Raw genomic sequence first — 23,768 nt, forward strand, 5'->3', positions numbered from 1 at the left:
GCGGGACGCGGGCCGCCGTTCAGCCGGGAACGATCACCGTCAGCGACGACATCAGCAGGCGGAAGCCGAGGCGCTCGTACACCCGGCGCGCCGGGTTCCCCTCGGTCACGGCCAGGCCGAGGGTGGGCACCCCGTGCAGGGTCGCGAGCGCCAGCGCCCGGCGCAGCATCACGGCGCCGAGGCCGGCGTACTCGGGGCGGGGGTCGCGGAAGACATCGAGCACCCACGGGCCGCCCATCGGGGGATCTCCCTTCAGTTCGCCGACCAGGACGCCGGCCACCACCCGCTCGCCGCGCAGCAGCAGGCCGCCGCAGGGCAGCATCGGCCCGTAGGACTCCCCGGCGAGCATCGGCGCCAGGTCCTCGCGCAGGATGGTGCCGTCGTCGCCGGTGTGGTGGTCGGGGTGGCCGGGCGGGTAGGCCGCGCGCCAGGCGGGGAACACCTCGGCGGCCGGCACGGCGTCACAGGCCACGACGCCGTGGCCGGTCTCGGCCCAGCCGGGCGGCGCCGGGTCGGCGCGCAGGTCGCGGGACATGGTGTGGGCGTGCCGCAGCGGCCGGCCGCCCGCTTCGAGCAGCCGCCGGCCGAGCTCCAGGTCGCCGGAGACGACCCAGCCGGGCATCTCGCGGAGGATGAGGTCGGGCGCGCCCGGCCCGAGCACCTCCACGAGGTCGGCGTACGGGCGCCCGGCGCGGGTGCCCGGCACGTAACTGAGCACCGGACGGCCGGCGGCGTCGGCCACCGTGCGGCGGCTGAGAGTCTCCACGCGGTCAAACGTTAGGGCCGGGCGACCTCACCGGCCACCGAATTTCATGGTGATGCATGGAAGTTGGTCATCCTTTGACCGGTTTGTCCAAGGTATTGACCCGCCGATGGTTGAGGATTCAAGCACGCCGAATTTCTGTAACGTTCTGGTACCAGCGGGGCTGTGGAGGCGCTAGTGTGATCGCGCGCGCAAATGTCCCGATAGATCCCGGTAGGCACCCAGCACCACGTTGTCCGGTTTGTGCCGGTACCGCGTTATCTGGCGGAGGACGGGATGAAAGAAACGCGACATCGACGAGCCCCGCAACGGACTCGATCACGGGCCCCAATCGTGGTCGGGCTGCTCACGTCAACGTCGCTGCTGGCGGGCACCGCTCTCCTCGGAGCGTCGGTCCTCGCCTCTGTACAGGCTTTTCTCATCTTCTACTCGGGGGTGTTCGCTCTCCTTGGACTGACTGGAACGGTGGCCGTCGGACTCGCCGCCACCGATCGGATAATCCTCGCGGTACGCCACCGCGTCTTCATGCAGGACCTGCACCGCGCGTTCGCCGTCTTCGCCGTCGGCTTCCTGATAACGCACGTCATCCTGCAGATAATGAGAGGCCGCGTGATCCCCGCGGACGCCTTCCTGCCCTTCAGCGGGTCGGGCTTCGCGGTCGGCCTCGGCACCGTCGCCGCCGACCTGATGATCCTGGTCGCCGCCACCGGCGCCTTCCGCGGCAGCTTCGTCGGCATCCGCTGGCCCTGGCTGTGGCGGGCCATGCACGTGACGGCCTACCTGAGCTGGCCCGTCGCGATCGTGCACGGGCTCACCGCAGGGCGGCCCGCCGCCGACTGGGTGACCCTGAGCTACGTGGTCTCCCTCGCCGTGGTCGGGCTCGCGCTGCTGGTGCGGATGGTCGTGACCGTCGGGCCCAAGGAAGGCGGCCCGAAGGCCACGCGCGTCGGCAACGCCGGGCGCAAGGCCGAGCAGATCCGCGTCGACGACGTGTTCGACGAGGAGTTCTGGGTCACGTTGCGAAAGGAGGTACGGCGATGACCACGTACGGAGTGCCGGACGTGTTCAGGATCGGGCCGGGTCGCCTCACCGCCGGCCTCGACAGCTCGCCCCGGCTGGACTACGACACCCACCGGCGCGTGCACGGCCGCATGCCGCGGCTGCCCATCGACGACCTGATCGCGCTCGCCGAACTCGGCGACCTGCGGGGCAGGGGCGGGGCGGGCTTCCCGTTCGCCCGCAAGCTCAGAGCGGTCATCGATTCGGCGGGACGCCGCGGCGCCCCCATCACGGTGGTCGTGAACGCCACCGAGGGGGAGCCCGCCGCGCACAAGGACAAGGTGCTGCTCACCCGGGCACCGCACCTGATCCTCGACGGCGCCGACCTGGTGGCGAGGGCCCTGTCGGCGGTGGAGATCGTCGTGGGCGTCGCCCACGGCGGTCCTGGCGAGCGCTCGCTGCTCAACGCCATCCACGAGCGCGGCATGACCGACACCGTCCGGGTGGTGCGCATGCCCGACCGCTTCATCTCCGGTGAGGGCGGGGCGCTCGTGCGGGGCATCAACGGCGAACGGCCGATCCCGCCCGGGCGCAAGGTGCGCTCCAGCGACAGCGGCGTGGGCGGCATGCCCACCATGCTGTCCAACGCCGAGACCTACTCCCAGCTCGCCCTCATGGCCATGCTCGGCGTCGACATGTACTCCTCGGTCGGGCTCGCGTCCGAACCGGGGACGGTGCTGCTCAGCGTCACAGGGTCGGCCCGCCGCCCCGCGGTGGTCGAGACCCCGACCGGCGTGCGGCTGCGGGAGGTCCTGGACCTGTGCGACGCCACCATCGGGCAGGGAGTGCTGCTCGGCGGCTACCACGGCAAGTGGATGAGCCCCGAGGCCGTCGAGCGCGCCGAGGTGTCGCGCGCCGGGTTCGAGGCCCTCGGCGGGGCCCTGGGCGCCGGCATCGTCGTGCCGCTCGGCTGGGAGTCCTGCCCGCTCGGCGAGACCGCCAGGGTCGCCCGCTACATGGCCGGCCAGAGCGCCGGGCAGTGCGGCCCCTGCTACATGGGGCTCCCCGACCTGGCGCAGGCGTTCGGCGCGCTGGCGGACGGCAACGGCCACATCGAGGCCGTGCAGCGCGCCGCGGCGACCATGAAGGGCCGGGGCGCCTGCGGGCACCCCGACGGCACCGCGCGGTTCGTGCTGTCGGCGATCGACGTGTTCGCCGAGGACATCATGACCCACGCGGCGTACGGCACCTGCGGGCTGCCGGTGAAGGGCGTGCTGCCGCTGCCGGCCGAGGCCTCGGCCCGCGCCTCGGAGGCGCAGCTCATCCTCGACTGGTCACGCTGCGAGGGCCACGGGCTGTGCTCCCATGTCGTGCCGGAGCTGATCAGCCTCGACCAGCACGGATACCCGGTGGTGAGCACGGCGTCCGTGCCGCCCCACCTGGAGGGCGAGGCGCGCAGGGCCATCGAGATGTGCCCCGCTCTCGCCCTGCGGCTCAACGCCGCGCCGACCGAGAGCAGGCGATAGCCGATACCCCGTCCCGCCCCGTCCCCCTCGTACGCCTCCCGGCGTCCCAGTCGCCCGTGGCCCGCGCGCCGCTCAGGCGACGGGGATCTCCAGCAGGCGGACCCCGTCGTCCCTGCGCACCTCGAAGCGGACGATGTCCTTCCTGGCCAGCGCCGTGCCGCCCGTGAGCCGCAGCGGCTCGGGGAAGCCGGCCACGCCGTACCCCTGGCCCGGCGGGATGCGCCAGCCGGACACCACGTCGGTGTCGCCGTCGCGCGAGACCGCGATCAGGCTGCACCGCTCGGGGCCGCGCACGCCGCTGAGCAGGAAGGCCACCTCGGTGCCCCAGCCCTTGGGGACCAGGCCCACCGATCCGCTCACCCCGGTGTCGGGGCTGGTGCCCTCTTTGACCTCGTGGGACGACGCCGAGCCGCTCGGAGCGGCGACCACGACCGTCGGCGAGGGCCACAGCACGTGCGAGGCGGTCGCGCCGGTGACGCCGACCACCAGCGCGGCCGCGACGCCGAGCAGCAGGGCGCGGCGGCGCCGCGTGCGGGACTCGGCCAGCTCCTCGCGGGACTTCATGTGAGAGGCGGGCGCGGCGTGCCGGCGGCCCGGAGAGGCGCGCCGGCGCCGTCCGGGTGACCACAGGTCCTGCACGACGCCGTCGGGGGAGGGGGCGCCGCCGTTGCGCGGCGCGCCGTTCAGGCCGGGAGGCGTCGCGCCGTTGAGCGCGGGCGGCAGGGAGCCGTTCACCCGCGGCCCGCCGGGGATCGCGCCGTTCAGGGCGCCGGACAGAGGGTCGTCGAGGCCGGACGGCGGCATGCCCTCGAAGCCGAAGCCGGGACCAGCGCCGTTCACCGAGCCCCGGGCCGCGCCGTCCACCGTCCCCTTCATGCCGCGCTTGATCACATCCAGCGCGTCGGGCAGCTCGAACATCTCCAGCAGCTCTTGCTGACAGCTGGGGCAGTCGGGCAGGTGGCGATCGAACGCCTCGGAGTCCTCCTTGTTGAGGACCCCGAGGATGTAGGCGGCCACCTCGACGTGAGGGGGTGAATCCATCAGACCGGTCACCCCCTCTCCTTCATCGTCTTCTGGAGGGCGCGAAGCGCGTAGTACACCCGGGACTTGACCGTCCCCGGCGGAACTCCCAGCACTTCTGCCGCCTCATTGATCGTACGGTCGTGTAGGTAGGTCTGCACGAGCGCTTCCCGGTGTTCCTCCGAGAGGCTGTACAGGGCCTCCGATACCACCATCGCCGACAGCATCGGCTCGGAACCGTCGGGAATGGCCACGCTGTCGAGGCGGTCAGGTTCGACCTCCTGCGGGCGTACGGAGCGCTGGCGATGAGCGTCGATGACGATCCTGCGGGCGACGGTCATCAGCCAGGCCCAGAGCAGGCCGGGCTCCCTGTTCAGCTTCCCCGCGTTCCGCCACGCGCGGAAGACCGTCTCCTGGACCACATCCTCTGCCCACTGCTGGTCGCCTCCAGTCAATCTGCGCACATTGCGGAGGAGGGGGCCGCCGAACTCGCGGTAGAGCGTCGTGACCAGTTGCTCTTCGGAGTCTTCGTGCGCTTCCTCCGGTCGGGACCGGACGCTGCGATGACGCTGCACAGCCACATGGTTGCAGTGGATCACCCGTCGCGTGAGGAAATCTGGCAACTTCCGTAAAAAACCGAAAATCCCGCCACATCTTGTGAACCGTTGGCCATCCGGCGCCGTACCTCCCCCTGACAGCGCGCCCGAGGGATCACGGGACACGAAAGGAAGAGAGCATTCGGTGAACCGGCTTCAGCTCAGGTCCATGCGGCTCGTCGAGGTTCTCGCCGCACTCGCGTTCCTGGTCATCGCCACGATCGCGGTGTTCGCGATCGCGCCCAACGCCATCCTGTCGGCCAGCGGCGACGCGCCCGGCGACTGGACCGAGACCGAGTCGGGCCCGCTCGGACCCGCCGACCGGGACTTCCTCGTCAAGGTGCGGCAGGCCGGGCTCTGGGAGATCCCGACCGGGCAGCAGGCGCAGGACCGGGCCTCAAGCGCCCGGGTCAAGGAGGTGGGCCTGCAGCTGGTGGCCGACCACACCAAGCTCGACGATCAGGTGCGCGCCCTGGCCGCGAAGCTGAACGTCGCCCTGCCCAGCACGCCCAACCCCGACCAGCAGGGATGGATGGCCGAGCTGTCCGGCCTGAACGGCACCGCGTACGACAAGGTCTTCGCCGACCGGCTCCGCGCGGCCCACGGCAAGGTGTTCCAGACCGTCGCCGTGGTCCGCGCGGGCACGAAGAACTCCGAGATCCGAAGCTTCGCGCAGGTCGCGGTCGATGTGGTGATGAAGCACATGTCGCTGCTGGAGAGCACGGGCAAGGTCGACTTCGCCGCCCTTCCCACACCCCCGCCTCCCTCCCCTAACCCCTCCAAATAGGGGACGAAGGCGACAGCGGTCGCCGCCTCGAACACCGCGCGACCGCGATCCGGCGCCCGCCGGACTCCGGAGCCGGCGGCCGATCGGCAGGGGATCCACCTCCCCCTCAGTCCGATCGGCCGCCTCGGGGTTTCCGCCTCACCCCGGTCCGTAGACGTCCCAGAGCTGGCCGACGAAGAACCTCCCGAACCTGACCAGCGCGGCGACGCCGTGCGGGCCCTGCGTGTGGAAGCTCTTGAGCGTCGCCGCGAGGTCCATGGGCTGGATGTGCAGCGTCCCAGCGCCGGCCACCTCGGCCTCCTGGTCCTCGCCCTCCGGGACGTGACCCCACATCACTCGCGTGAACAGGGTCGATGTGTCCAGCCACAGCCGCGTGGGCGGCCCGTGATGGACGTCCTTCCAGCCGGCCAGCGTGCGGGGCAGGCCGTCCGCGCCGGTGAACCACAGCCGGTAGCGCATCTCGCGCCGGTCGGGGGATCCTCCGGAGGCGAACAGGTTGAACCATCCCCGCTCGACCGGGCGCCGGCCCCCCACGAAGTCGGCGTCGACCCATCCCTCGGCCCGCGCCAGATGCTCGGGCTCGGCCAGGAAGCGGTCCACGTCCGTGATCGAGATGGTCAGCCGGAACGTGCACCGGCCGCCCTGCGACCGCTCGGCGATGTCGCCCGAGCGCGGGTCGGCCACCCCGAGCGCGATGTGGCCGGTCATCTCCTCGGTGAACGACAGTGACGTGCGCTCGGGCCGGTCACCGGCCGCGAGGTGCGTCGCCTTCGCGTGCGGGACGGCGGGCGTCCGTTCCGTTCCCAGGCTCATGTCAACCCGTCCTTCTCTCCCGCGGCGGGTCGCCACAGGACGTTGTTCCAGCAGCCGGGTGCTCATGCGGTCGGCCAGCGCCGCGATCGTCAGCGACGGGTTGGCGCCCACCGGGCCGGGCAGTGCGGCGCCGTCGGCGATGAACAGGCCGGGATGGTCGAACACCTCGCCGTAGGCGTCGCAGACGCCCTCGCCGGGATGGCGCCCCATCGGCGCGCCGCCGAGCGGGTGAACCGAGATGATGCGCTTGCCCAGCCAGGACGGCATGTCCGCGTACTCGGCCCCGAGCACGTCGGCGATGCGCCGCATGGTGGCGCGCAACCGGTCGAAATGCCGCTCGCTCGCCTCCTGGTCCCAGTCGACGTCCAGCCGGTCGCCGCGCAGCCGCAGCTCGCCGTCGGGGACGTCCCTGCCCATGCCGAGCAGCGGCAGGGAACTGGAGGACATCTCGCCGTCGCCCAGCAGGGCGGCGACCTCCGCGGACAGGTTGGTGTCGCGGGTGACGTACGCGCGCATCCGCTCGGCGATGAAGCGGGCGGCGCGCGTGATCTCGCCGCCCACGTCGGCGCCTTCGACCAGCCAGTCGATGAACGCCGGGTATCCGCCGTCCTGGATGTAGGCGCCCCGGCCGCTCTCGCGGGTGCCGTCGGCGTCGTCGGCCAGGCGGATCGCACTGGTGATCACCGTGCCGCGGCTGGCGTTGATCGGGCGGGTCCTGCTGCGGTCCTTGGCCCGCAGCAGGAACGCCAGCAGGTCGCCGTTGCCCGAGAAGCGCGTGCCGAGCGTGCCGCTGAGCCCCGGCAGGTCCAGGCGGCTCTTCAGCAGCAGATACGTCGTGCCGTAGGTGCCCGCGGCCAGCACCAGGCGATCGCAGCCGATGGTGCCCGCCGTGCGCCCTGCCCGGCGGTCGACGAAGTCGACCTCGTACCCGCCGCCCGCGCGCGGCCGGATCGCCCGCGCCTGGTGCAGCGTGCGCAGCTCCGCCCCGTGGTGGCGGGCCGCCGACAGGTAGGTGTGGTCCAGGCTGTTCTTGGACCCGTCGTTGCAGCCGATGTCGCACTCGCCGCACAGCCGGCAGGTCTTGCGGGGCACCCCGTGCAGGTTGCCGTACGGTGCCTCGACGATGGGCAGGCCGATGCCGGGCTCCGCGCCACGGCCGGGGGCGAAGCTGACCGCCAGGGGCGGCAGCCGCCACTCAAGCCCCAGCTCGGCCGCCGCGTCCTGCATGGCACGGGTCTTCGGCGCGTCGAAGGCCGGGTGGTCCAGCGGATAGGGCGTGACGTCCAGCATCCGCTCGACCGTGTCGTAGTGCGGGTCAAGCTCGGCGCGCGTCACCGGCCACGACTCGTACCCGCCCGCCGCGATCGGCTCCTCGTGCACGAACCAGTGCTCGTCCTTGCGGATCATCACGTTCGCGTAGATGAGCGAGCCGCCGCCCAGGCCGCTGGCCACCACCGAGTCGCAGCCGCCGAAGCTCCACACGTCGTACATGCCGTACAGGCCCGCGCCGGGATCCCAGAAGGACTTGCCCATGTCGGCGGGGCTGCGCGGGAACGTGCCGGGCGCGAAGGCGCGGCCCCGCTCCAGCACCACCACCGAGAGCCCGGCGGAGGCCAGCCGGTACGCCGCGACCGCCCCGCCGAACCCGGATCCGATCACCACCACGTCCGTGCTGGTGCGGTCAGCCGGCATGGCGCTTGAGGAAGTCGAGGATGCGGGGGAAGACATCCAGGTGTGCGTTCTTGCCGATGAGCGGGTCGATGTGGCCGTAGCCGGGCAGGACGGCCAGCTCGTGCCGGCCGGGCGTCCGCTCGGACAGGGCCTTGTGGCAGACGATGTTGGAGTCGGTGAACACGTCGTTGTGGTCGCCGGTGAGGAACAGCACGGGCGTCCGGACGCGGTGCGCCCCGGCCAGATAGTCGTCCGGCAGCCCGGCGTGGGCGGGGTTGCCGGGGTCGCACTTCACCGCTCGCCCCGCTCGCACCATCTTGTTGATGTGCCGGTAGTAGTTGACGTCCGCGGCGCCGTTGAGGTCGGCCAGCCGCTCGTGGACGTGGGTCTGCGGCGCGAGGTTCCCGTGGCGGTACATCGCCGGGTGGCCGTAGCCCCACATGAAGCTCTGCATGTGGCAGGCCGGCTCGCGGCACTCCGGATGCAACAGCGAGACGGCCCGTGCCATCAGCCAGCGGCGGGTCAGCGGGGGAGCGTCGTGGAAGCGCGGGTCGATGTAGCACAGGCCGAAGGCGTACTCCAGCAGCGCCGGTCCGAAGGCGAGCTTGACGCGGGCCCTGGAGTGGACCCGCGGCGTCAGCCCCACACTGTTGGCCACCATGCTCGTGACGCCGTCGAGCGCCCCGCCGAACAGGCTCATCTGGAACGACACCGACCCCAGGCAGTGCGCTATGACATGGATCCGCCGTGCCCCAACGTGACGGCGGAGCTCTGCCATGGCCGCGGGATGGTCGTAGGCGGCGATGTCGTCCAGATTCTGCCGCCGGGTCTCCATGTTGTACGGGAACCGGTTGCTCATGCGGAAGTCGAGCGTCCACACGTCGCCGAAGCCGCTGTCCAGCAGGTAGCTCACCAGGTTGCGGTGCTCCGGCATGATGAACATGTCGCTGGAGGAGGTCAGGCCGTGCACCAGCAGCACGACGTCGTCGGACTCCTCGGCGAAGAACCGCGTCAGCGTCAGGCCGAGCTCGTCCTCGGTCGAGAACGGATGCACCGACACCTCGGCGCCTGAGACGCCCTCGAGCGTGTATCGGGGAATGCGGTGCTCCATCAGGCCGGCCTCCTGTTCGTGACCCGCGTCAACAATGCCAATCCCTCGGGGGCCCCCGCATCGTGGAAACCCCGTACATAAAATCCGTGGGAACCCCGTACGCCGGCGCCGGCACCGCCCCTGGTGAATGGGGCCTGGCGGGCGCCCGGCCCCCTCAGGAGCCGCGGTTGAGCCTGGTGGCCACTCCGACGCGCGACCCGACGCCGAGCTTGGCGAAGACGTGCGACAGGTGGGTCTCGACGGTGCGGACGCTGAGGAACAGCTGCTCGGCGATCTGCTGGTTGGTCAGGCCCTCGACGACCAGCGTGGCGATCTGCATCTCGCGGGGCGACAGCCCGTACGGCGCCGCGCCGGGCGCGCTCCGCGGGGAGGTGGCGACGCGCACCCCGTTGCGGCGCTGCTCGCGCATGACCTGCGCCCTCAGCCCGCGCGCTCCGCACGCCAGGAAGACGTCGGCGGCCTCGCGCAGCCGTTCGCGGGCCAGGTTCCGCTCGCCCGTGTCGCCGTAGGACATGGCCGCCACGAGCATCGCCCGCCCGGCGTCCACGTTGCGCTCGTGCTCGGTGAAGGCGGCGGCGGCCTGGTCGGCGAGCGCGGCCGCGGCGGCCGGGTCGGAGGGCCGCAGCGCGTGGGCGCGGGCCAGGAGCGCCAGGCCGGAGAACGCCGGCAGCTCGGGGTGGTCGAACTCCTCGGCGAGGTCGGCCCACTCGACCGCTCCGGCGGGGCGGCCGCGAGTGGCCTCGACGTGGGCGAGCAGCTCGCTGCTGGCCAGGAGCGTGCCGCGGTCCAGGCGCGAGCCGTTGAACTTGGCGCAGGCGTCCACGATGGCCTCCGCGCCCTCCTCCAGCCGGCCGGCGGCGACCAGCGCCACGCCGCGGGCCTGCCGCGCCATGTCGCCCCAGGCCTCGCCGGTGCCGACGCCCACCTGGACGGCCTCCTCCCCGGCGCGCAGGCCGGCGTCATGGTCGCCGGACCAGGTGGAGGCCAGGCACAGCTGCGTGAGCGCGAAGACCAGTTGCTGCCCGGACTCCAGCATCCGGGCGCCCTCGACGGACTCCTCGATGGTGGCCAGCGCCTCGGGGAGCCTGCCCAGCAGCACCAGGGTCTTGGTCTTGCCGGCGAGCAGGTTGGTCAGGATGTAGGTCTGCCCGGTGGAGCGGGCCACGGCGGCGGCGCGCTCGAAGTGCCGCAGGGCCATCGAGTAGCGGCCCATGTTGGTCTCGGCCCAGCACAGCCAGGCCACCGCGTCCAGCCACTCGGCCAGGTGCTCGTCCAGGGCCGAGGAGATGAGGCCGTCGGCCGCGTCCGCGCTGCGCAGCGCGTCGGGGATGTTGCCGGCGGCGTAGTGGGGCATCGGCCGCAGCGCGGCCACGGCCATCGCCAGGTCGGGTTGCCAGTCGTCGCCGGAGTCCGGCATGAGGTCGAGCACGGCCTGCGCGGCGCGGAAGTCGCCGCGCATCATGCTCTCGGCGACCAGCCGCATGCGCAGCGGGACGGCGGCGGCGGCACGCGGATCGGGCATGCGGCGCAGCTCGTCCAGCAGCAGCGCCCTGGCCTCGTGCGGCCGGTCGAGCTGGCGTTCCATCAGCGCGCAGATGCGCGCGGCCCTGGCCCGGCGCGTGTAGTCGTCGTAAGGGAGCAGGCGCAGCAGCTCGCGGGCGGTGTCGCGGCCCTCGGCGAGCCGGCCGCTGACGCTCTGGGCCCGGCTCAGCTCCATCAGCAGCTCCATCCGGTCCTCCAGAGTGGCAGGCCCGTGGGGCATCAGGTCCAGCGCCTTGCGGAACCAGTGGGCGGCGGTGACCGGGGCCTGCGGGGCGACCTTGCGGGCCGCCTCGACCAGGGTGGCGATCGCCCGCCGGTCGCCGAAGGAGCCCGCGCGCTCGAAGTGGTGGGCCTGGACGGTCGCGGGCGCGCCCAGCGAGGCCAGGTGGCCGGCCAGCCGGGCGTGCGCGGCGAGCCGCCACCCCGGGGCCGAGGACTCGTAGGCGGCCTGCCGCACCAGAGGGTGACGGAACCGGAACCGCCCGGCGGCCACGGGGCGGACGATGTCGCGGGCGCCGAGTTCGTTCAGCGCCTCCAGGGTGGCGGCCTCGGAGACCTGCGCGGTGACGGCGGCCAGGGCGGGCTCGAACTCGTCGGCGGTGACCGCGGCCGCCTGGGCGACCAGGAGCGAGCCGGGGGACAGGTCGCCGAGCTCGACCTGGAGCGCGGCGCGCACGGTGGGCGGCAGCTCGCCGACCTCCAGCCGCTTCATGCGCGCCAGGGCCTCCAGGTAGAGGGGGTTGCCGCCGCTGGCCTCGTACAGCGCGAGGCCGCGGGTGCGGTTGACGTCCGGCCCGAGCAGTTCCTCGGCCTCGGCGCGGGTGAGCGGGCCGGCGGTGACCTGCCGGCCCCGTGCGCCCGCGCCCATGGCGAGGGCTGTAAGGCGCGGCCCGGCCTGCGCGGGCCGGTAGGCGACCGCGACCAGGACCTTGCCGCGCGGCGGATGCCTGACCAGGTGGTCGAGGAACTCGGCGGAGCTGTCGTCGGCCCAGTGGACGTCGTCGAGGATCAGCGCGAGTCCGGCGGGGGAGGCCAGCTCGTCGATGAGCTGACGCAGCGCCCGGTAGAGCCGGTAGCGGACCATGCCGCTCTGGTCGGAGGCGTCGTCACCGGCGGCGCCGACGTCCTCGTCGGGCATCTTGGCCGCCAGGGCGGGGAACACGGCGGCGAGCCTGTGCTCCTGCGCCGCCCCTAACCGCTCGCCCAGATCGTCCCGGCAGGCCTCCAGGTGGTCGTCCAGGGCGTCGACCAGCGCGCTGAACGGCATGATCTGCTCGAACTGCGCGGCCCTGCCGCACAGTGTGGCGAGCCCGCGGCCGGTGGCGAGCGCGGCCAGCTCGGCGAGCAGGCGCGTCTTGCCGGCTCCCGGCTCGCCGACGACCGTGAGGAACTGGAAGCCTCGGCTCACCGTCGCCTCGATCGCCTGGGAGAAGGACCTCAGGGCCTCCCCCCGGCCGACGAGCGGAGCCTCACCGGGAACGCCGGGAGACGGCCTGTCTCTGTCCTCCCCGAACGGCGGAGTCTCACCACTGTTCATGTCATGTACCCCACAGCGCGACGGAACACCAGGAACAGCCACGCCGCAATGCAATTTCGGCGGGAAGTTGACGCGGGACTCCTCGGGAGCCGGGCCTTCATGGTAGAGGGGGTCTCCACGCGGACGCCCTCGGACCATGATTCTGTCGCAAAATCGGCTGGTGGCGGGCCGATCGGGCGGATCATACGTAATCCGCCCATAATCCACGCGATATGGCCTGGTCGGTTACACTTCTGTGGCAGTCGGGTCAACATCCGCGGGCGGCGCCGGTCTTCGCGGCCCGTCGAGTGAGCGCAGCCCGTACAGGGCGATCTCGATGCCCCGCTGGGCCGCGGCCTCCATCAGACGCGGCGGGTCGCCCCTGTCTCTGCCGGCCATCACCGCCTGCTTGACCGCTCCCACGAACCCGCCGATGGCCGCGCCGGCCTCGATCGGGTCGAGCTCGCCGGGGTAGGCCCGCAGCAGCGCCTCGGCCAGCTCGCGCTGCACCTCGAACAGCAGGTGCAGGGCGCGGGCCCGCAGCGCGGGCACCGACATGATGAGCCGCGTGCGCGCCGGATGCAGCTCCAGGGCGAGCTCGGCCTCCTCGGTGTCGAAGCGCAGCGCCTCGGCCGCGACGCGCAGGAGCAGCTCGGACACCGGCTCTCCCGGCAGGCGGGTCGCGATGACGGCGAGCGCGCTCTCGGTGCGCCGGCGGCTGTCGAAGAAGACCACGTCCTCCTTGCCGGCGAAGTAGCTGAAGAACGTGCGCGTCGAGACCTCGGCGGCGGCCGCGATGTCGGCCAGGGTCGTCTGGTCGTACCCCTGGCGCTCGAAAAGGCGCACCGCCGTCTCGATGAGCGTGCGGCGGGTGCGCAGCTTCTTGCGCTCGCGCAGTCCAGGACCACCGGCCATAACGGAACTTTACCCCGTCGGCCGCGAAATTTCATCCATTGCAATATCGGAGGAGGTACTGTTTTCTGTGAACACCGAGAACGACGTCCTGTTGCAAAGGCTGTCAATCCGAGGAGCGCGTCCATGGCCAACGCCGCATCCCAACCGGTGACCTTCCCGCTGACCCGCGAGACCCAGCTCGACCCTCCCGCCCCCTTCGGGCAGTGGCGCGAGGACGACCCGCTGCGCCCGATGCTCTACGCCGACGGCCACGTGGGCTGGCTGGCGACCGGGTACTCCGCCGCGCGCGAGATCCTCGCCCACCCCCACTTCAGCACCCGACTGGAACTGCTGCACCCGCCCATCAGCCAGCGGCTGTCCCAGGCCCGCCGGCGTCCGGGGTTCTTCATCCGCGAGGACCCGCCCGAGCACACCCGCCTGCGCAAGCTGCTGACCGGCCAGTTCACCGTCCGCCGCATGAAGCAGCTCGAACCGCGGGTGGAGAAGATCACCGCCGACCGGCTCGACGAGATGGAGCGCCTCGGCCCGCCCGCCGACCTGGTCCAGGCGTTCGCGCTGCCCATCCCGTCCCTGGTGATCTGCGAGCTGCTGGGCGTGCCCTACGACGACCACGAGCGCTTCCAGAGCTACTCCTCCACCCTGCTCAACCTGGACGCCACCCCCGAGCGGGTGCAGAAGGCGCTCGACGACCTGGACGGCTACCTGAGCGAACTGGTGGCGCGCAAGCGCTCCGAGCCGGACGACGCCCTGATCACCGGACTCGTCGAGACCGGGCAGGTCACCGACGAGGAGATCACCGGCATGGCGATCCTGCTGCTCATCGCCGGCCACGAGACCACGGCCAACATGCTCGCGCTCGGCACCTACACGCTGCTGCGCAACCCCGAGCAGCTCGCCGCGCTGCGCGATGACCCCTCGCTGGCCGACGGCGCGGTCGAAGAGCTGCTGCGCTACCTCACCATCGTCCACCTCGGCCCCGTCCGGGCGGCCCTCGAGGACGTGGAGGTGGCCGGCCACATGATCAAGAAGGGCGAGGCGGTGACCCTCTCTCTCGGCGCGGCCAACCGCGACCCCGCCCGCTTCGACGACCCCGATAAGCTGGACGTCAGACGGCAGGCCGTGGGGCATCTCTCCTTCGGCCACGGCATCCACCAGTGTCTCGGTCAGCAGCTCGCCCGCATCGAGATGCGCATCGGATACCCGGCCCTGCTGCGGCGTTTCCCACACCTGCGGCTCGCCATACCGGCCGACGATGTGGCGATGCGCTCCAACATGGCGATCTATGGCGTGCACCGGTTGCCGGTGGCCTGGTAGGAGGTTCTTCGCTCATGCGGATCAAGGCCGATACCGAGCGCTGCATCGGAGCCGGCATGTGCGCGCTCACCGCGCCCAAGGTCTTCGACCAGAGCGAGGACGACGGCACCGTGCTCCTGCTGGCCGAGAAGCCGGCGGCCGAGGAAGAGGCGGCGGCCCGCCGCGCGGTGCAGGTGTGCCCGTCCGGGGCGCTCTCGATCGCCTGACGTACGCCCGCCCGGCGTGCCGTCGGCCGCTGATGGCACGCACGGCGCCGGGCGCCGGTCCTATCCGGTCGCGGCGCCGGGCACGCCGAGCGCGAGTACGGCCGTGTCGTCGTCCAGGCCCGCGCCGAACTCCTCCAGCAGGCCCACCACGGCCTCCACCGCGGCGGCGGTCGGCGTCCGGCGTCCGGCATCTCCGCAGGCGCCGCCGTCGCCGGAGTGGCGGTGGCGGTGGCGCACAGGTCAGGGCAGAGCAGGTCAGGGCGCCGGCATCACGTGCTCGCCGGACGGCATGGTGTGCCCCTCGGGCATGGGCTCCTCGGAGGGCATGGTGTGCCCGTGCGGCGTCGGCTCGCCGGAGAGCATCGGGGCCCCCGAGGGCATCGAGTGGCCGCCCAGCTTCACGGTGCCGCCCAGCGTCGCGCGGAACGGCTCCAGCATCTCGGGGGTGTTGCCGAGGACGATCCAGCGGGTGCCGACCAGATACGCGCCGCCGTAGCTCAGCGCGTCGTCCAGCCACTCCTGCTTGCCCTTCTCCGAGGCGAACGTCGTGACGGAGTACTGGCCCCTCGCCGTCTTGCACATGCCCTGCCGCAGTTCCTGGGCGTCCACCTGCATCTGCGGGGCGGTGCACCCCGTCCTGGCGGCGATCTGCTCCACGGTGGCGGGCGCCCCGGCGGCGGCCCTGGCCCCGCCGCACCCGCCGAGCGCGCACAGCGTGACGGCCGCGCCGGCCAGCGCCGCCCACCGGGCGGGCCGCGCGCGGCGCCCACCGCGCGCGGCCGCCGGCCCCGCCGTCACGGCGCGGCCGCCTCGATGTTCCCGCCCACCTTCTCGCTGAAGGTCTGCAACATCCCCGGGTCGTTGCCCGCGATCACCCATCGGGTGCCCACCAGGTAGTTGCCGCCCCACTTCTTGGCCTCCTCCAGCCACTCGGTCTTGCCCTTGTCGGTCGCGAACGTCGTCACGGTGTACTGGCCCTTGTCGGTCTTGCACACTCCCTGGCGCAGCTCCTCGGCGTCGGTCTGGACCTGCGGCTTCTTGCAGCCGGTCCTGGTGGCGAGCTGCTTGAGCGTGGCCGGCGGCCCCGAGTCGGCCGCGGGGGCGGCGGCCGCCGCCGGGGCCGTGCCGCCGCCGGAGGCCGCGCCGCCGCATCCCGTGGCGAGCCCGAGCGCGAGAACGCACCCGAGAACGGCGGTCGCTCGCGTCGTCACCTGCGTGCCTAGGCTTGGGCGTCCCATGGCAGATCTCCCATCCACTGTGCCGTGCGAAAGTCACCGTCACCGGGTACGCGGAGCGGGGCCCTCCGGTTCATTCGTCTCGTCGCGGACCGGCGGCTTCGCGAGTTCCGCGAAAGTTTCTCGCCGGACGTCGAACTCTTCCGGGTCCTCCCGCGTACCTCGTGCCGATGGGGCACCAACCAATGCCGCCATGAGCACGTACTCCGGGAGGAGTTCTAGTGATCGGATTTCAGCACAGACGGCGGTTCAGGCCCGTCCTGAGTTTCCTTGCCCTGGGTGGGGCGGGGGTCGGCCTCGTCATGGCGAGCCTGTCCCCGGCTGGGCAGGTGCCAGGCCGGGACGCGCCGCTTTCGGCCGTCGCCGTCAGCGCCGCCTCACGCCTCGCCGGCACCGCCGCCGCCCCGACGGTGAACTGCCCGTCGGTCGCGGACCAGCTTCCCGACGTCCCCGCGGCCGTGGCGGCCGAGGTGAGACGCAACCTCACGCTGCTCGACTCGCAGATCGCCGAGGCCGACAGGCGGCTCGCCGCCACCGAGGGCCAAGGTGGCCGCGACTTCGTGCGCAACAGCATCCTCGGCCCGCTGAAGTCGAAGCGGCTGGCCACCGTGGAGCGCATCGCCGGAGCGATCGGCCGGGTGGCCGAGCGTCCCGAGGGACTTGAGGACCTGGCCGCCTGTGCCGTGCGCACCGGCTCCGCGAGCGCGGGCCAGGGCGCCGCGACCCCCGAGCCCTCCGCCTCCGGCCAGCAGTCGGACCAGGGCCAGGGCCAGGACCAGGACCAGGACGCCGCCGAGCCGTCCGCCTCGGCCGAGCCTTCCGGCCAGGACGCCCCGAGCGACTCCGCGAACGCCCGCACCGGCAACGCGGCCAGGCGCACGGTCAACTGCCCGACGGTGGCCGACAAGCTGCCCGAGGTGCCGTCCGCCGCCCGGCGTGAGGTCGATCGGAACCTGGCCATTCTCGACCGTCAGATCGCCCAGGCGAACCAGATCCTGTCCCGCCTCGGCTCGCGCGCGAACAACGGCAACGTGGTGCGCGGCGCGGTGCTGAACCCGCTGCGGGCCGCCCGTTCGATCGTCCTCAACCGCATCGCCAACGCGCTGCGGCGGGCCGGCGTCCAGGCCGACGGCCTGAGAGGCCTGACCACCTGCACCGTGCAGAACGGCGCGGGCGGCGGGCAGACGCCTTCGCCCGAACCGTCCGGCGACCCCTCGGCGTCCCCGTCGCCCAGCGGCGGCGCCGACCCCTCGGCGAGCCCCACGGGCTCCGCGTCGCCCAGCGCCTCGCCGACCGGCGGCGCGTCCGGCCCCTCACCGGACGACTTCGTCGACATCCGCCGCGTGCGGCCCAACGTGAACCGCCCCGCCGACGGGCGTAACGCCTCCAGGGGCACCTTCTCCTCGCGGTGCGGCACCAACGGCAACGGCCACTTCAACTCCGACAACGTCATCGTCGCGCCCGGCGTGACCAACGGCGCGCACCACGTGCACGACTACGTGGGCAACCTGGACGCCAGCGGCTTCTCCACCAACGAGAGCCTGCAGGCGGCCGGCACCACGTGCAGCAACGGCGACAAGTCGACCCACTACTGGCCGGTGGTGCGCCTGCAGAACCAGCGGGGCAACGACGCCGACAAGGCCGGCGGCGGCCTGGACGGCAACATCGGCCGCATCGTCCGCCCGGCGTCGGTGTCGATCACCTTCCGCGGCAACCCCACCAGCAAGGTCGTCGCCATGCCGATCTTCCTGCGTATCATCACCGGCGACGCCAAGTCGTTCACCAACGGCCCGACCAACGCCAACGCGAGCTGGTCGTGCACCGGGTTCGAGAACCGGCAGCTGAAGGACAAGTACCCGATCTGCCCGCGCGGCAGCCAGGTGGTGCGGACCTTCAAGTTCCAGAGCTGCTGGGACGGCAAGAACATCGACAGCGCCAACCACCGCACCCACGTCGCCTTCGCCGCGGAGGACGGGTCGTGCCCGAACGGTTTCCAGGCCATCCCGGCCCTGGAGCAGCGCATCACCTACAACGTGCCGCCCGGTCCCGGCTTCGCCGTCGACAGCTTCCCTGAGCAGCTGCACAAGCCGATCACCGACCACGGCGACTTCATCAACGTGATGTCGGAGGCGCTGATGAAGCAGGCGGTCAACTGCATCAACGCCGGCAGGCGCTGCGGCTGACCCACGCTTCCGTCACCTTCCCGCGCACATGCCAGGCGCCGCCCCGCGAGAGCCATCTCGCGAGGCGGCGCCTGTGCGTCTCGGGGCCCGCCCGATCCGGCGGGCCCGGCCCGGACCGCGGGCGCGGTCTCCGGGCCGGTGACGCCGGCCGCTCCTAGTAGTCGTAGTCGTCGTCCTCGTCGTCCCAGTCGTCATCGTCGTCGTAGTCGCCGCCCCGGGTGAGGCCGGGAGCCGCCGCGGCGAGCAGGGCCGCCGTCAGCAGGACACCGGTGGCGATGAGTCGTCTGAGCATGAGAATCACTCCGTAACCAGATTCTGTGACCCTTGAGGTGCGTGCCCTCGGTCTGCGGAGCGTCGCGATGGGTTCCCGGGAGACGCCAGTACGGCGCGGTACAGCTCTCAGATAACCATGACATCTCGGACAGGTCACCCGAGTGCAGGCAAATCCGCAGCATGGGTTCGGGCAAAGCCGGACGCGCGCGCACGCGGTGCCGCGACACGCCGTGCGAGCGGTCATCTGCCGCTTAACCTGCGCGAACGCGGGCACGTGCCGGACAGCGGCCCGCCGTCGCCCGGCGGCGGGAGCCGCACGACGCCGGCACATCGCAGTGAGGAGCCCACGCGGCCATGCAGCCCTTGAAGCGCGCCACGCGCACATCCCTGAACGCGGCGAAGGCCTTCGGGCCGGACGGCGGGACCACCGAGGACGACGAGGCGGCCGCGCAGCCACCGCCGCCGCTGCCCGAGGCCCGCGGACCGCTCAGCGCGTTCCTGTTCGGACGGCTGGCCCGCGCGCCGCACGACCTGGAGGAGGTCGCCGTCGACTCCGGCGAGCCCGCCGTGTTCGACGAGGACCTCCAGATCGCCCTGCACGTCTGCTACGAGCTGCACTACCAGGGTTTCGACGGCGTCGACGAACGATGGGAGTGGCATCCGCCGCTGCTGAGCCTGCGCCGGCGGCTGGAAGGGCGGCTGGAGGAGGGCCTGGCCCAGGCCGTGCGCCGTCCGGCGCCGGTGCCGGCGCGCGAGATACCCGCGGCGCTGAACCGGCTGGCCTGCGACGCCGCGGCGTCCGGCGCCGACGCGGTGGCGCCCGACACGGTCGGCGCCGGCGCGGCGGCGTCCGTCCTGGCCCGCCCGGCCGGCGGCGGCGAACCGTCCGCCTCGGGGAACGCCGGGCGTTCCGAGCTCGCCGAGTTCCTCCTGCACGACGCCGGGCCCGAGCAGTTCCGCGAGTTCGTCGTCCACCGGTCGATCTACCACCTCAAGGAGGCCGACCCGCACACCTGGGCCATCCCGCGCCTGCGCGGCCGCGCCAAGGCGGCGCTCGTCGAGATCCAGGCCGACGAGTACGGCGGCGGGCGCCGCGAGCGCATGCACGCCGAGCTGTACCGGGTCCTCATGCGGGGACTCGGCCTGTCCGACGCCTACGGGCACTACCTCGACCGCGTCCCCGCCGTCACCCTGGCGGCCGGCAACACGATGTCGCTGTTCGGGCTGCACCGCAGGCACCGCGGCGCGCTGCTCGGCCACCTGGCGGCCCTGGAGATGAACTCCTCCCAGCCCAACGCCAAGTACGCGCGAGGGCTGTGGCGCCTCGGCGCGGACGCCGCCACGGCCCGCTTCTACGACGAGCACGTGCAGGCCGACGCCGTCCACGAGCAGATCGCCGCGCACGACATGTGCGGCGCGTTCGCCGCGGCGCACCCCGCCCTCGCGGGGGACGTGCTGTTCGGCGCCGCCTGCTGCCTGACGCTCGACCGGCTGTTCGGCCTCCACCTGCTCGGCCGCTGGGAGGACGGCGCCACCTCGCTGCGCGGCGGGGGCCTCGGCGGGGAGCCCGCGTGAGGGATGTGGACTACGTGCTGCCCCTGCGGTGGTCCCGCGACGACCGGCTCGGCGAGCTGACCGGCTACCTGCGCCTGATCGGCGCGCACGCGAGGGTGGTCGTCGTGGACGGCTCGCCGCCCGAGCTGTTCGAGCGCCACGCCGAGGCGTGGCGGGACATCGTGGCGGTCCACGTTCGGCCGGACCCCGGCCTGCGGTTCCTCAACGGCAAGGTCGACGGGGTCACCACCGGGCTGCGCCGGGCGCGCTCCGAGCACGTCGTGATCGCCGACGACGACGTGCGTTACGACGAGCACGCGCTCGCCCGGGTGTCCGCCCTGCTCGGCGGGGCCGACCTCGTGCGCCCGCACAACTACTTCGAGCCGCTGCCCTGGCACGCCCGGTGGGACACCGCCCGCACGCTGCTCAACCGCGCGTTCGGCGTCGACTATCCCGGCACCTTCGGCGTGCGCCGGTCGGCCTTCCTGGCCATGGGGGGATACGACGGCGACGTGCTGTTCGAGAACCTGGAGCTGATCCGCACGGTTCGCGCGCACGGCGGCCGCGAGTGCCGCCCGCAGGACCTGTTCGTCCGGCGCGTGCCCCCGGGCGTGGACCGGTTCTGGTCACAGCGGGTCTGGCAGGCCTACGACGACCTCGCCCAGCCCGCCCGCATGGCGCTGTTCCTCGCCGTCCTGCCGGCGCTCGCCGTCGCGCTCCGCCGCGGCAGGGGCCGCGCGGTCCTCACGGGCGCGGCCCTGGTGGTCGTGCTGGCCGAGACCGGCCGGCGGCGCGGCGGCGGGCGGCGCGTCTACCCGTTCAGCAGCGCGCTGCTGGCCCCCGGCTGGGTGCTGGAGCGCGCCGTGTGCAGCTGGCTCGCGCTCGGCGCCCGGCTGACCGGCAGGGGGATCCCGTACTGGGGGCGGCGCATCCACCTCGCCGCGCACTCCGTGCGCCGGCTCAGAGCGGACGCTGCGGCTCGGTCCCGGTGCGGAAGCGCACCGCCTTGTGCGACCCGTCGCAGAACGGCTTGACCGCCGAACGGCCGCAGCGGCACAGCGCCACGGTGGCCCGTCCGGGGTCGATGGCGCGCCCGTCCTGGGTGAGGAGCGTGAACGGGCCGCGCACCAGCAGCGGCCCGTCCTCGCAGGCCGTCACGGTGACCGGCTCCGCGGTCGCGGGGGCACCGTCGTGCTCGTGCGGGCGGCTCGCTCCCGAGCGCGCCATGTCCGGTTCGCCGGTATCATCCCGCACGATGCGACCATGCCCGGCCGTCGGGCGCGGAAACCCGCGCCGCCTTCGCCCGGCCGTCCGCCCGGCGCGTTAATCGCTTGACGTGAACTTAAGTTGAAGTTCTAGGCTCACGGGTGTCACCGGCCGGATGATCGTGAGACGGGAACGCCCGGTGGACTCTCACCGCCGCTCGGCGCGAAACACACGGGGGTACCTGATGGACATGGAAGTGACGGCGTGGCATTCGCTGTACAACGCGATGCACGCCCAGCAGGACCGGCGGCCGTTCTCCAAGGCGACGCTGCGCCGCATCGGCCGCTTCGCCCGGCCGCACCGCCGCATCCTGGCGTTGTTCCTGCTGCTCAGCGTGGCCTCGGCGGTGCTCGCCGTCGCCTCGCCCGTGCTCGCGGGGCGGGTCGTCGACGCGATCGTGCACCGCGCGCCCTTCGAGAGCGTCCTCGCCATGGCCGCGCTCATCGCCCTCATCGCGGTGCTGGACGCCGCGCTCGGCCTGCTCACCCGCTGGCTGTCGGCCAACATCGGCGAAGGCCTGATCCTCGACCTGCGCACCGCCGTGTTCGACCACGTCCAGCGCATGCCGGTCGCCTTCTTCACCCGCACCCGCACCGGCGCGCTGGTCAGCCGCCTGAACAACGACGTTATCGGCGCCCAGCGGGCCTTCAGCAACACCCTGTCGGGTGTGGTGAGCAACATCGTGACGCTCATCCTGACGCTCGTCGTCATGATCAGCCTGTCCTGGCAGATCACGCTGCTCGCACTGGTGCTGCTGCCGCTGTTCGTCGTCCCGGCGCGGCGCATGGGCTCGCGGCTGGCCCGCCTGGAACGTGAGGCGGCCAACCACAACTCGCAGATGAGCACCCAGATGACCGAGCGCTTCTCCGCGCCGGGCGCGACGCTGATCAAGCTGTTCGGCCGGCCCGCGAGCGAGTCCGCCGAGTTCGCGAGCCGCGCCCGGCGGGTCCGCGACATCGGCGTGCGCACGGCCATGGTGCAGTCGGTGTTCGTCACGGCGCTGACGCTCGTCTCCGCGCTCGCGCTGGCCGTCGTCTACGGCCTCGGCGGCTTCTACTCCCTGCGCGGCCAGCTCGACGCGGGCAGCGTCGTCGCCCTCGCGCTGCTGCTCACCCGCCTGTACGCGCCGCTCACCGCCCTGGCCAGCGCCCGCGTCGAGGTGATGAGCGCGCTGGTCAGCTTCGAGCGGGTCTTCGAGGTGCTCGACCTCAAGCCGCTGATCGCCGAGCGGCCGGGCGCGCGCAGCGTGCCGGACGGGCCGGTGTCGGTGGAACTGGACGGCGTCCGGTTCGCCTACCCCTCGGCCGACAAGGTGTCGCTCGCCTCTCTGGAGGAGGTCGCCGTCCTGGACACCCGGGGCGGCGTCGAGGTGCTGCACGACGTGTCGTTCCGCGCCGAGCCGGGCCGCATGGTGGCGCTGGTCGGCTCGTCGGGCGCGGGCAAGTCCACCATCGCCCAGCTCATCACGCGCCTCTACGACGTCGACGAGGGCGCCGTGCGCCTGTCGGGAGTGGACGTGCGAGACCTGACGGCCCAGTCGATCCGCGAGACGCTCGGCATGGTCACCCAGGACGGTCACCTGTTCCACGAGTCCGTGCGGGCGAACCTGCTGCTCGCCCGCCCGGAGGCCTCCGAGGAGGACCTGTGGGAGGTGCTGCGCCGCGCCCGGCTGGAGGACCTGGTCGCCGGGCTCCCCGACGGGCTGGACACCATCGTGGGGGAGCGCGGCTACCGGCTGTCCGGCGGTGAGCGCCAGCGGCTGACCATCGCCCGCCTGCTGCTCGCCCGCCCCAGAGTGGTGATCCTGGACGAGGCCACCGCGCACCTGGACTCCACCTCGGAGGCGGCGGTGCAGGAGGCGCTCGGGGAGGCGCTGGCCGGGCGGACGGCCGTGGTCATCGCCCACCGGCTGTCCACCGTCAGGGCCGCCGACCTCATCCTCGTGATCGAGGACGGGCGGGTCGTGCAGCGCGGCACCCACGACGAGCTGCTCGCCGCCGGAGGGCGGTACGAAGAGCTCTACCGCACGCAGTTCGACGAGCGGGGCGCCGCCGAGCCGGTGCGCTGACCTTCAGACCCGCGCGGAGACGTCCCCAGGGAAGGTTCCGCGGTGCGCGCCGTGCGGGCTCACCAGCCGCGGCCGCGGCCGGCCACTCCGTCCAGCCGGCGCCCGATCCCGGCGGCCCAGTCGATGCGGGCCGCCTGCTCGTGGGTGACCCGGAACCGGCCGATGGCGTCGTGGCCCGGCTGGAACAGCCGGGCGCGCTTGTCGGCCTCCAGCACCACCACGAGCCCGTGCGGGTCGGCGACGAAGGTGAGCTCGACCTCGTTGACCCGGCCCGCCCATCGCACGGGCGGGTGGAACTCGATCTCCTGGAAGAACGGCGGCGCCTGGCGGACGCCGTGCAGCCGCCCGGCGTCCGCCGCGACCGTAAGACCCGGTCACTCGGGACCTTGGTCACTGGGTGCGGGAGCCCG

The 23,768-nt window shown here is 72.6% G+C and carries 21 protein-coding genes and 1 pseudogene; 9 read left to right on the forward strand and 13 right to left on the reverse strand.

Annotation, left to right across the window (positions count from 1 at the left end; all coding sequences use genetic code 11):
• Positions 1-19: 19 nt before the first annotated feature.
• Positions 20-766: a GNAT family N-acetyltransferase gene (locus ACZ6QO_RS03300; RefSeq protein ID WP_465847162.1), complete on the reverse strand. Its 747-nt coding sequence runs from the start codon at positions 764-766 to the stop codon at positions 20-22.
• 330 nt (positions 767-1,096) lie between these two features.
• Here ACZ6QO_RS03300 and ACZ6QO_RS03305 point away from each other — a divergent pair, with 330 nt between their 5' ends.
• Positions 1,097-1,804: a hypothetical protein gene (locus ACZ6QO_RS03305; protein WP_465847163.1), complete on the forward strand. Its 708-nt coding sequence runs from the start codon at positions 1,097-1,099 to the stop codon at positions 1,802-1,804.
• The gene (locus ACZ6QO_RS03310) at positions 1,801-3,288 is read left to right on the forward strand and encodes an NADH-ubiquinone oxidoreductase-F iron-sulfur binding region domain-containing protein (RefSeq protein ID WP_465847165.1); all 1,488 of its coding nucleotides are present in this window, start codon (positions 1,801-1,803) and stop codon (positions 3,286-3,288) included. The genes ACZ6QO_RS03305 and ACZ6QO_RS03310 overlap by 4 nt, the downstream gene beginning before the upstream one ends.
• A gap of 72 nt (positions 3,289-3,360) precedes the next feature.
• Here ACZ6QO_RS03310 and ACZ6QO_RS03315 read toward each other — a convergent pair whose 3' ends face one another.
• Both ACZ6QO_RS03315 and ACZ6QO_RS03320 read right to left on the reverse strand, forming a co-directional pair.
• Positions 3,361-4,341, reverse strand: coding sequence for an anti-sigma factor family protein (locus ACZ6QO_RS03315; RefSeq protein ID WP_465847167.1), 981 nt, complete (start codon positions 4,339-4,341; stop codon positions 3,361-3,363).
• Positions 4,338-4,889: a sigma-70 family RNA polymerase sigma factor gene (locus tag ACZ6QO_RS03320; protein ID WP_465847169.1), complete on the reverse strand. Its 552-nt coding sequence runs from the start codon at positions 4,887-4,889 to the stop codon at positions 4,338-4,340. Before ACZ6QO_RS03320 ends, ACZ6QO_RS03315 begins: the two co-directional genes overlap by 4 nt.
• Before the next feature lie 160 nt (positions 4,890-5,049).
• On the opposite strand from ACZ6QO_RS03320, the gene ACZ6QO_RS03325 reads away from it, so the two are divergent.
• Positions 5,050-5,691: a DUF4142 domain-containing protein gene (locus tag ACZ6QO_RS03325; RefSeq protein WP_465847171.1), complete on the forward strand. Its 642-nt coding sequence runs from the start codon at positions 5,050-5,052 to the stop codon at positions 5,689-5,691.
• A 138-nt stretch (positions 5,692-5,829) separates the two neighbouring features.
• Here the strand turns inward: ACZ6QO_RS03325 and ACZ6QO_RS03330 are convergent, their stop codons facing one another.
• The 4 genes from ACZ6QO_RS03330 to ACZ6QO_RS03345 all read right to left on the reverse strand — a co-directional run bounded on the left by ACZ6QO_RS03330 (position 5,830) and on the right by ACZ6QO_RS03345 (position 13,259).
• Positions 5,830-8,196, reverse strand: coding sequence for an FAD-dependent oxidoreductase (locus tag ACZ6QO_RS03330; RefSeq protein WP_465847172.1), 2,367 nt, complete (start codon positions 8,194-8,196; stop codon positions 5,830-5,832).
• Positions 8,186-9,286 carry an alpha/beta hydrolase family protein gene (locus ACZ6QO_RS03335; RefSeq protein WP_465847174.1) on the reverse strand — a complete coding sequence of 367 codons (1,101 nt, stop codon included), beginning with the start codon at positions 9,284-9,286 and terminating at the stop codon, positions 8,186-8,188. The genes ACZ6QO_RS03330 and ACZ6QO_RS03335 overlap by 11 nt, the downstream gene beginning before the upstream one ends.
• 154 nt (positions 9,287-9,440) lie before the next feature.
• Entirely contained in the window at positions 9,441-12,365 is a 2,925-nt protein-coding gene (locus ACZ6QO_RS03340) for an ATP-binding protein (RefSeq protein WP_465847175.1), read from the reverse strand.
• 225 nt (positions 12,366-12,590) lie between these two features.
• A complete protein-coding gene (locus ACZ6QO_RS03345) occupies positions 12,591-13,259 on the reverse strand; it encodes a TetR/AcrR family transcriptional regulator (protein WP_465847177.1) in 669 nt (222 codons plus the stop codon).
• A 123-nt stretch (positions 13,260-13,382) separates the two neighbouring features.
• Here ACZ6QO_RS03345 and ACZ6QO_RS03350 point away from each other — a divergent pair, with 123 nt between their 5' ends.
• Together ACZ6QO_RS03350 and ACZ6QO_RS03355 are read left to right on the forward strand one after the other, a co-directional pair.
• A complete protein-coding gene (locus ACZ6QO_RS03350; RefSeq protein WP_465847179.1) occupies positions 13,383-14,573 on the forward strand; it encodes a cytochrome P450 in 1,191 nt (396 codons plus the stop codon).
• Between the two features lie 14 nt (positions 14,574-14,587).
• Entirely contained in the window at positions 14,588-14,779 is a 192-nt protein-coding gene (locus ACZ6QO_RS03355; RefSeq protein WP_465847181.1) for a ferredoxin, read from the forward strand.
• 60 nt (positions 14,780-14,839) lie between these two features.
• Here the strand turns inward: ACZ6QO_RS03355 and ACZ6QO_RS03360 are convergent, their stop codons facing one another.
• The 3 genes from ACZ6QO_RS03360 to ACZ6QO_RS03370 are packed head-to-tail and all read right to left on the reverse strand — an operon-like array spanning position 14,840 to position 15,990.
• Positions 14,840-15,016 (reverse strand): hypothetical protein, encoded by a 177-nt coding sequence (locus ACZ6QO_RS03360; protein ID WP_465847183.1) that lies wholly within the window; start codon positions 15,014-15,016, stop codon positions 14,840-14,842.
• A gap of 18 nt (positions 15,017-15,034) precedes the next feature.
• Complete coding sequence (locus tag ACZ6QO_RS03365) at positions 15,035-15,577, reverse strand: hypothetical protein (protein WP_465847185.1); 543 nt, start codon at positions 15,575-15,577, stop codon at positions 15,035-15,037.
• Entirely contained in the window at positions 15,574-15,990 is a 417-nt protein-coding gene (locus ACZ6QO_RS03370; RefSeq protein WP_465847187.1) for a hypothetical protein, read from the reverse strand. The genes ACZ6QO_RS03365 and ACZ6QO_RS03370 overlap by 4 nt, the downstream gene beginning before the upstream one ends.
• 326 nt (positions 15,991-16,316) lie before the next feature.
• Here ACZ6QO_RS03370 and ACZ6QO_RS03375 point away from each other — a divergent pair, with 326 nt between their 5' ends.
• A complete protein-coding gene (locus tag ACZ6QO_RS03375) occupies positions 16,317-18,197 on the forward strand; it encodes a DUF1996 domain-containing protein (RefSeq protein WP_465847189.1) in 1,881 nt (626 codons plus the stop codon).
• A 154-nt stretch (positions 18,198-18,351) separates the two neighbouring features.
• On the opposite strand, the gene ACZ6QO_RS03380 is transcribed toward ACZ6QO_RS03375, so the two are convergent.
• Positions 18,352-18,489, reverse strand: a complete 138-nt coding sequence (locus tag ACZ6QO_RS03380) for a hypothetical protein (RefSeq protein ID WP_465847191.1) — start codon at positions 18,487-18,489, stop codon at positions 18,352-18,354.
• A 335-nt stretch (positions 18,490-18,824) separates the two neighbouring features.
• Here ACZ6QO_RS03380 and ACZ6QO_RS03385 point away from each other — a divergent pair, with 335 nt between their 5' ends.
• Together ACZ6QO_RS03385 and ACZ6QO_RS03390 are read left to right on the forward strand one after the other, a co-directional pair.
• Positions 18,825-20,045: an iron-containing redox enzyme family protein gene (locus ACZ6QO_RS03385; protein WP_465847193.1), complete on the forward strand. Its 1,221-nt coding sequence runs from the start codon at positions 18,825-18,827 to the stop codon at positions 20,043-20,045.
• Positions 20,042-21,058 carry a glycosyltransferase family 2 protein gene (locus ACZ6QO_RS03390; RefSeq protein WP_465847195.1) on the forward strand — a complete coding sequence of 339 codons (1,017 nt, stop codon included), beginning with the start codon at positions 20,042-20,044 and terminating at the stop codon, positions 21,056-21,058. The genes ACZ6QO_RS03385 and ACZ6QO_RS03390 overlap by 4 nt, the downstream gene beginning before the upstream one ends.
• Here the strand turns inward: ACZ6QO_RS03390 and ACZ6QO_RS03395 are convergent.
• Positions 20,985-21,278: a CDGSH iron-sulfur domain-containing protein gene (locus ACZ6QO_RS03395; protein ID WP_465847197.1), complete on the reverse strand. Its 294-nt coding sequence runs from the start codon at positions 21,276-21,278 to the stop codon at positions 20,985-20,987. The two genes, ACZ6QO_RS03390 and ACZ6QO_RS03395, sit on opposite strands and share 74 nt — an antisense overlap.
• Before the next feature lie 196 nt (positions 21,279-21,474).
• On the opposite strand from ACZ6QO_RS03395, the gene ACZ6QO_RS03400 reads away from it, so the two are divergent.
• Positions 21,475-23,358, forward strand: coding sequence for an ABC transporter ATP-binding protein (locus ACZ6QO_RS03400; RefSeq protein WP_465847199.1), 1,884 nt, complete (start codon positions 21,475-21,477; stop codon positions 23,356-23,358).
• A gap of 59 nt (positions 23,359-23,417) precedes the next feature.
• Here ACZ6QO_RS03400 and ACZ6QO_RS03405 read toward each other — a convergent pair.
• Positions 23,418-23,708, reverse strand: a pseudogene (locus ACZ6QO_RS03405) (sporulation protein); the annotation flags it as partial.
• Positions 23,709-23,768 lie beyond the last annotated feature (60 nt).

It is taken from the genome of Sphaerisporangium sp. NPDC049457 (assembly GCF_055586705.1).

Bases quoted from the DNA above. Each gene is read 5' to 3' on its own strand.
- ACZ6QO_RS03310 (WP_465847165.1), top strand. From the start codon at position 1,801: ATGACCACGTACGGAGTGCCGGACGTGTTCAGGATCGGGCCGGGTCGC.
- ACZ6QO_RS03330 (WP_465847172.1), bottom strand. From the start codon at position 8,196: ATGCCGGCTGACCGCACCAGCACGGACGTGGTGGTGATCGGATCCGGG.
- ACZ6QO_RS03335 (WP_465847174.1), bottom strand. From the start codon at position 9,286: ATGGAGCACCGCATTCCCCGATACACGCTCGAGGGCGTCTCAGGCGCC.
- ACZ6QO_RS03340 (WP_465847175.1), bottom strand. From the start codon at position 12,365: ATGAACAGTGGTGAGACTCCGCCGTTCGGGGAGGACAGAGACAGGCCG.
- ACZ6QO_RS03345 (WP_465847177.1), bottom strand. From the start codon at position 13,259: ATGGCCGGTGGTCCTGGACTGCGCGAGCGCAAGAAGCTGCGCACCCGC.
- ACZ6QO_RS03350 (WP_465847179.1), top strand. From the start codon at position 13,383: ATGGCCAACGCCGCATCCCAACCGGTGACCTTCCCGCTGACCCGCGAG.
- ACZ6QO_RS03355 (WP_465847181.1), top strand. From the start codon at position 14,588: ATGCGGATCAAGGCCGATACCGAGCGCTGCATCGGAGCCGGCATGTGC.
- ACZ6QO_RS03375 (WP_465847189.1), top strand. From the start codon at position 16,317: ATGGCGAGCCTGTCCCCGGCTGGGCAGGTGCCAGGCCGGGACGCGCCG.
- ACZ6QO_RS03380 (WP_465847191.1), bottom strand. From the start codon at position 18,489: ATGCTCAGACGACTCATCGCCACCGGTGTCCTGCTGACGGCGGCCCTG.
- ACZ6QO_RS03385 (WP_465847193.1), top strand. From the start codon at position 18,825: ATGCAGCCCTTGAAGCGCGCCACGCGCACATCCCTGAACGCGGCGAAG.
- ACZ6QO_RS03400 (WP_465847199.1), top strand. From the start codon at position 21,475: ATGGACATGGAAGTGACGGCGTGGCATTCGCTGTACAACGCGATGCAC.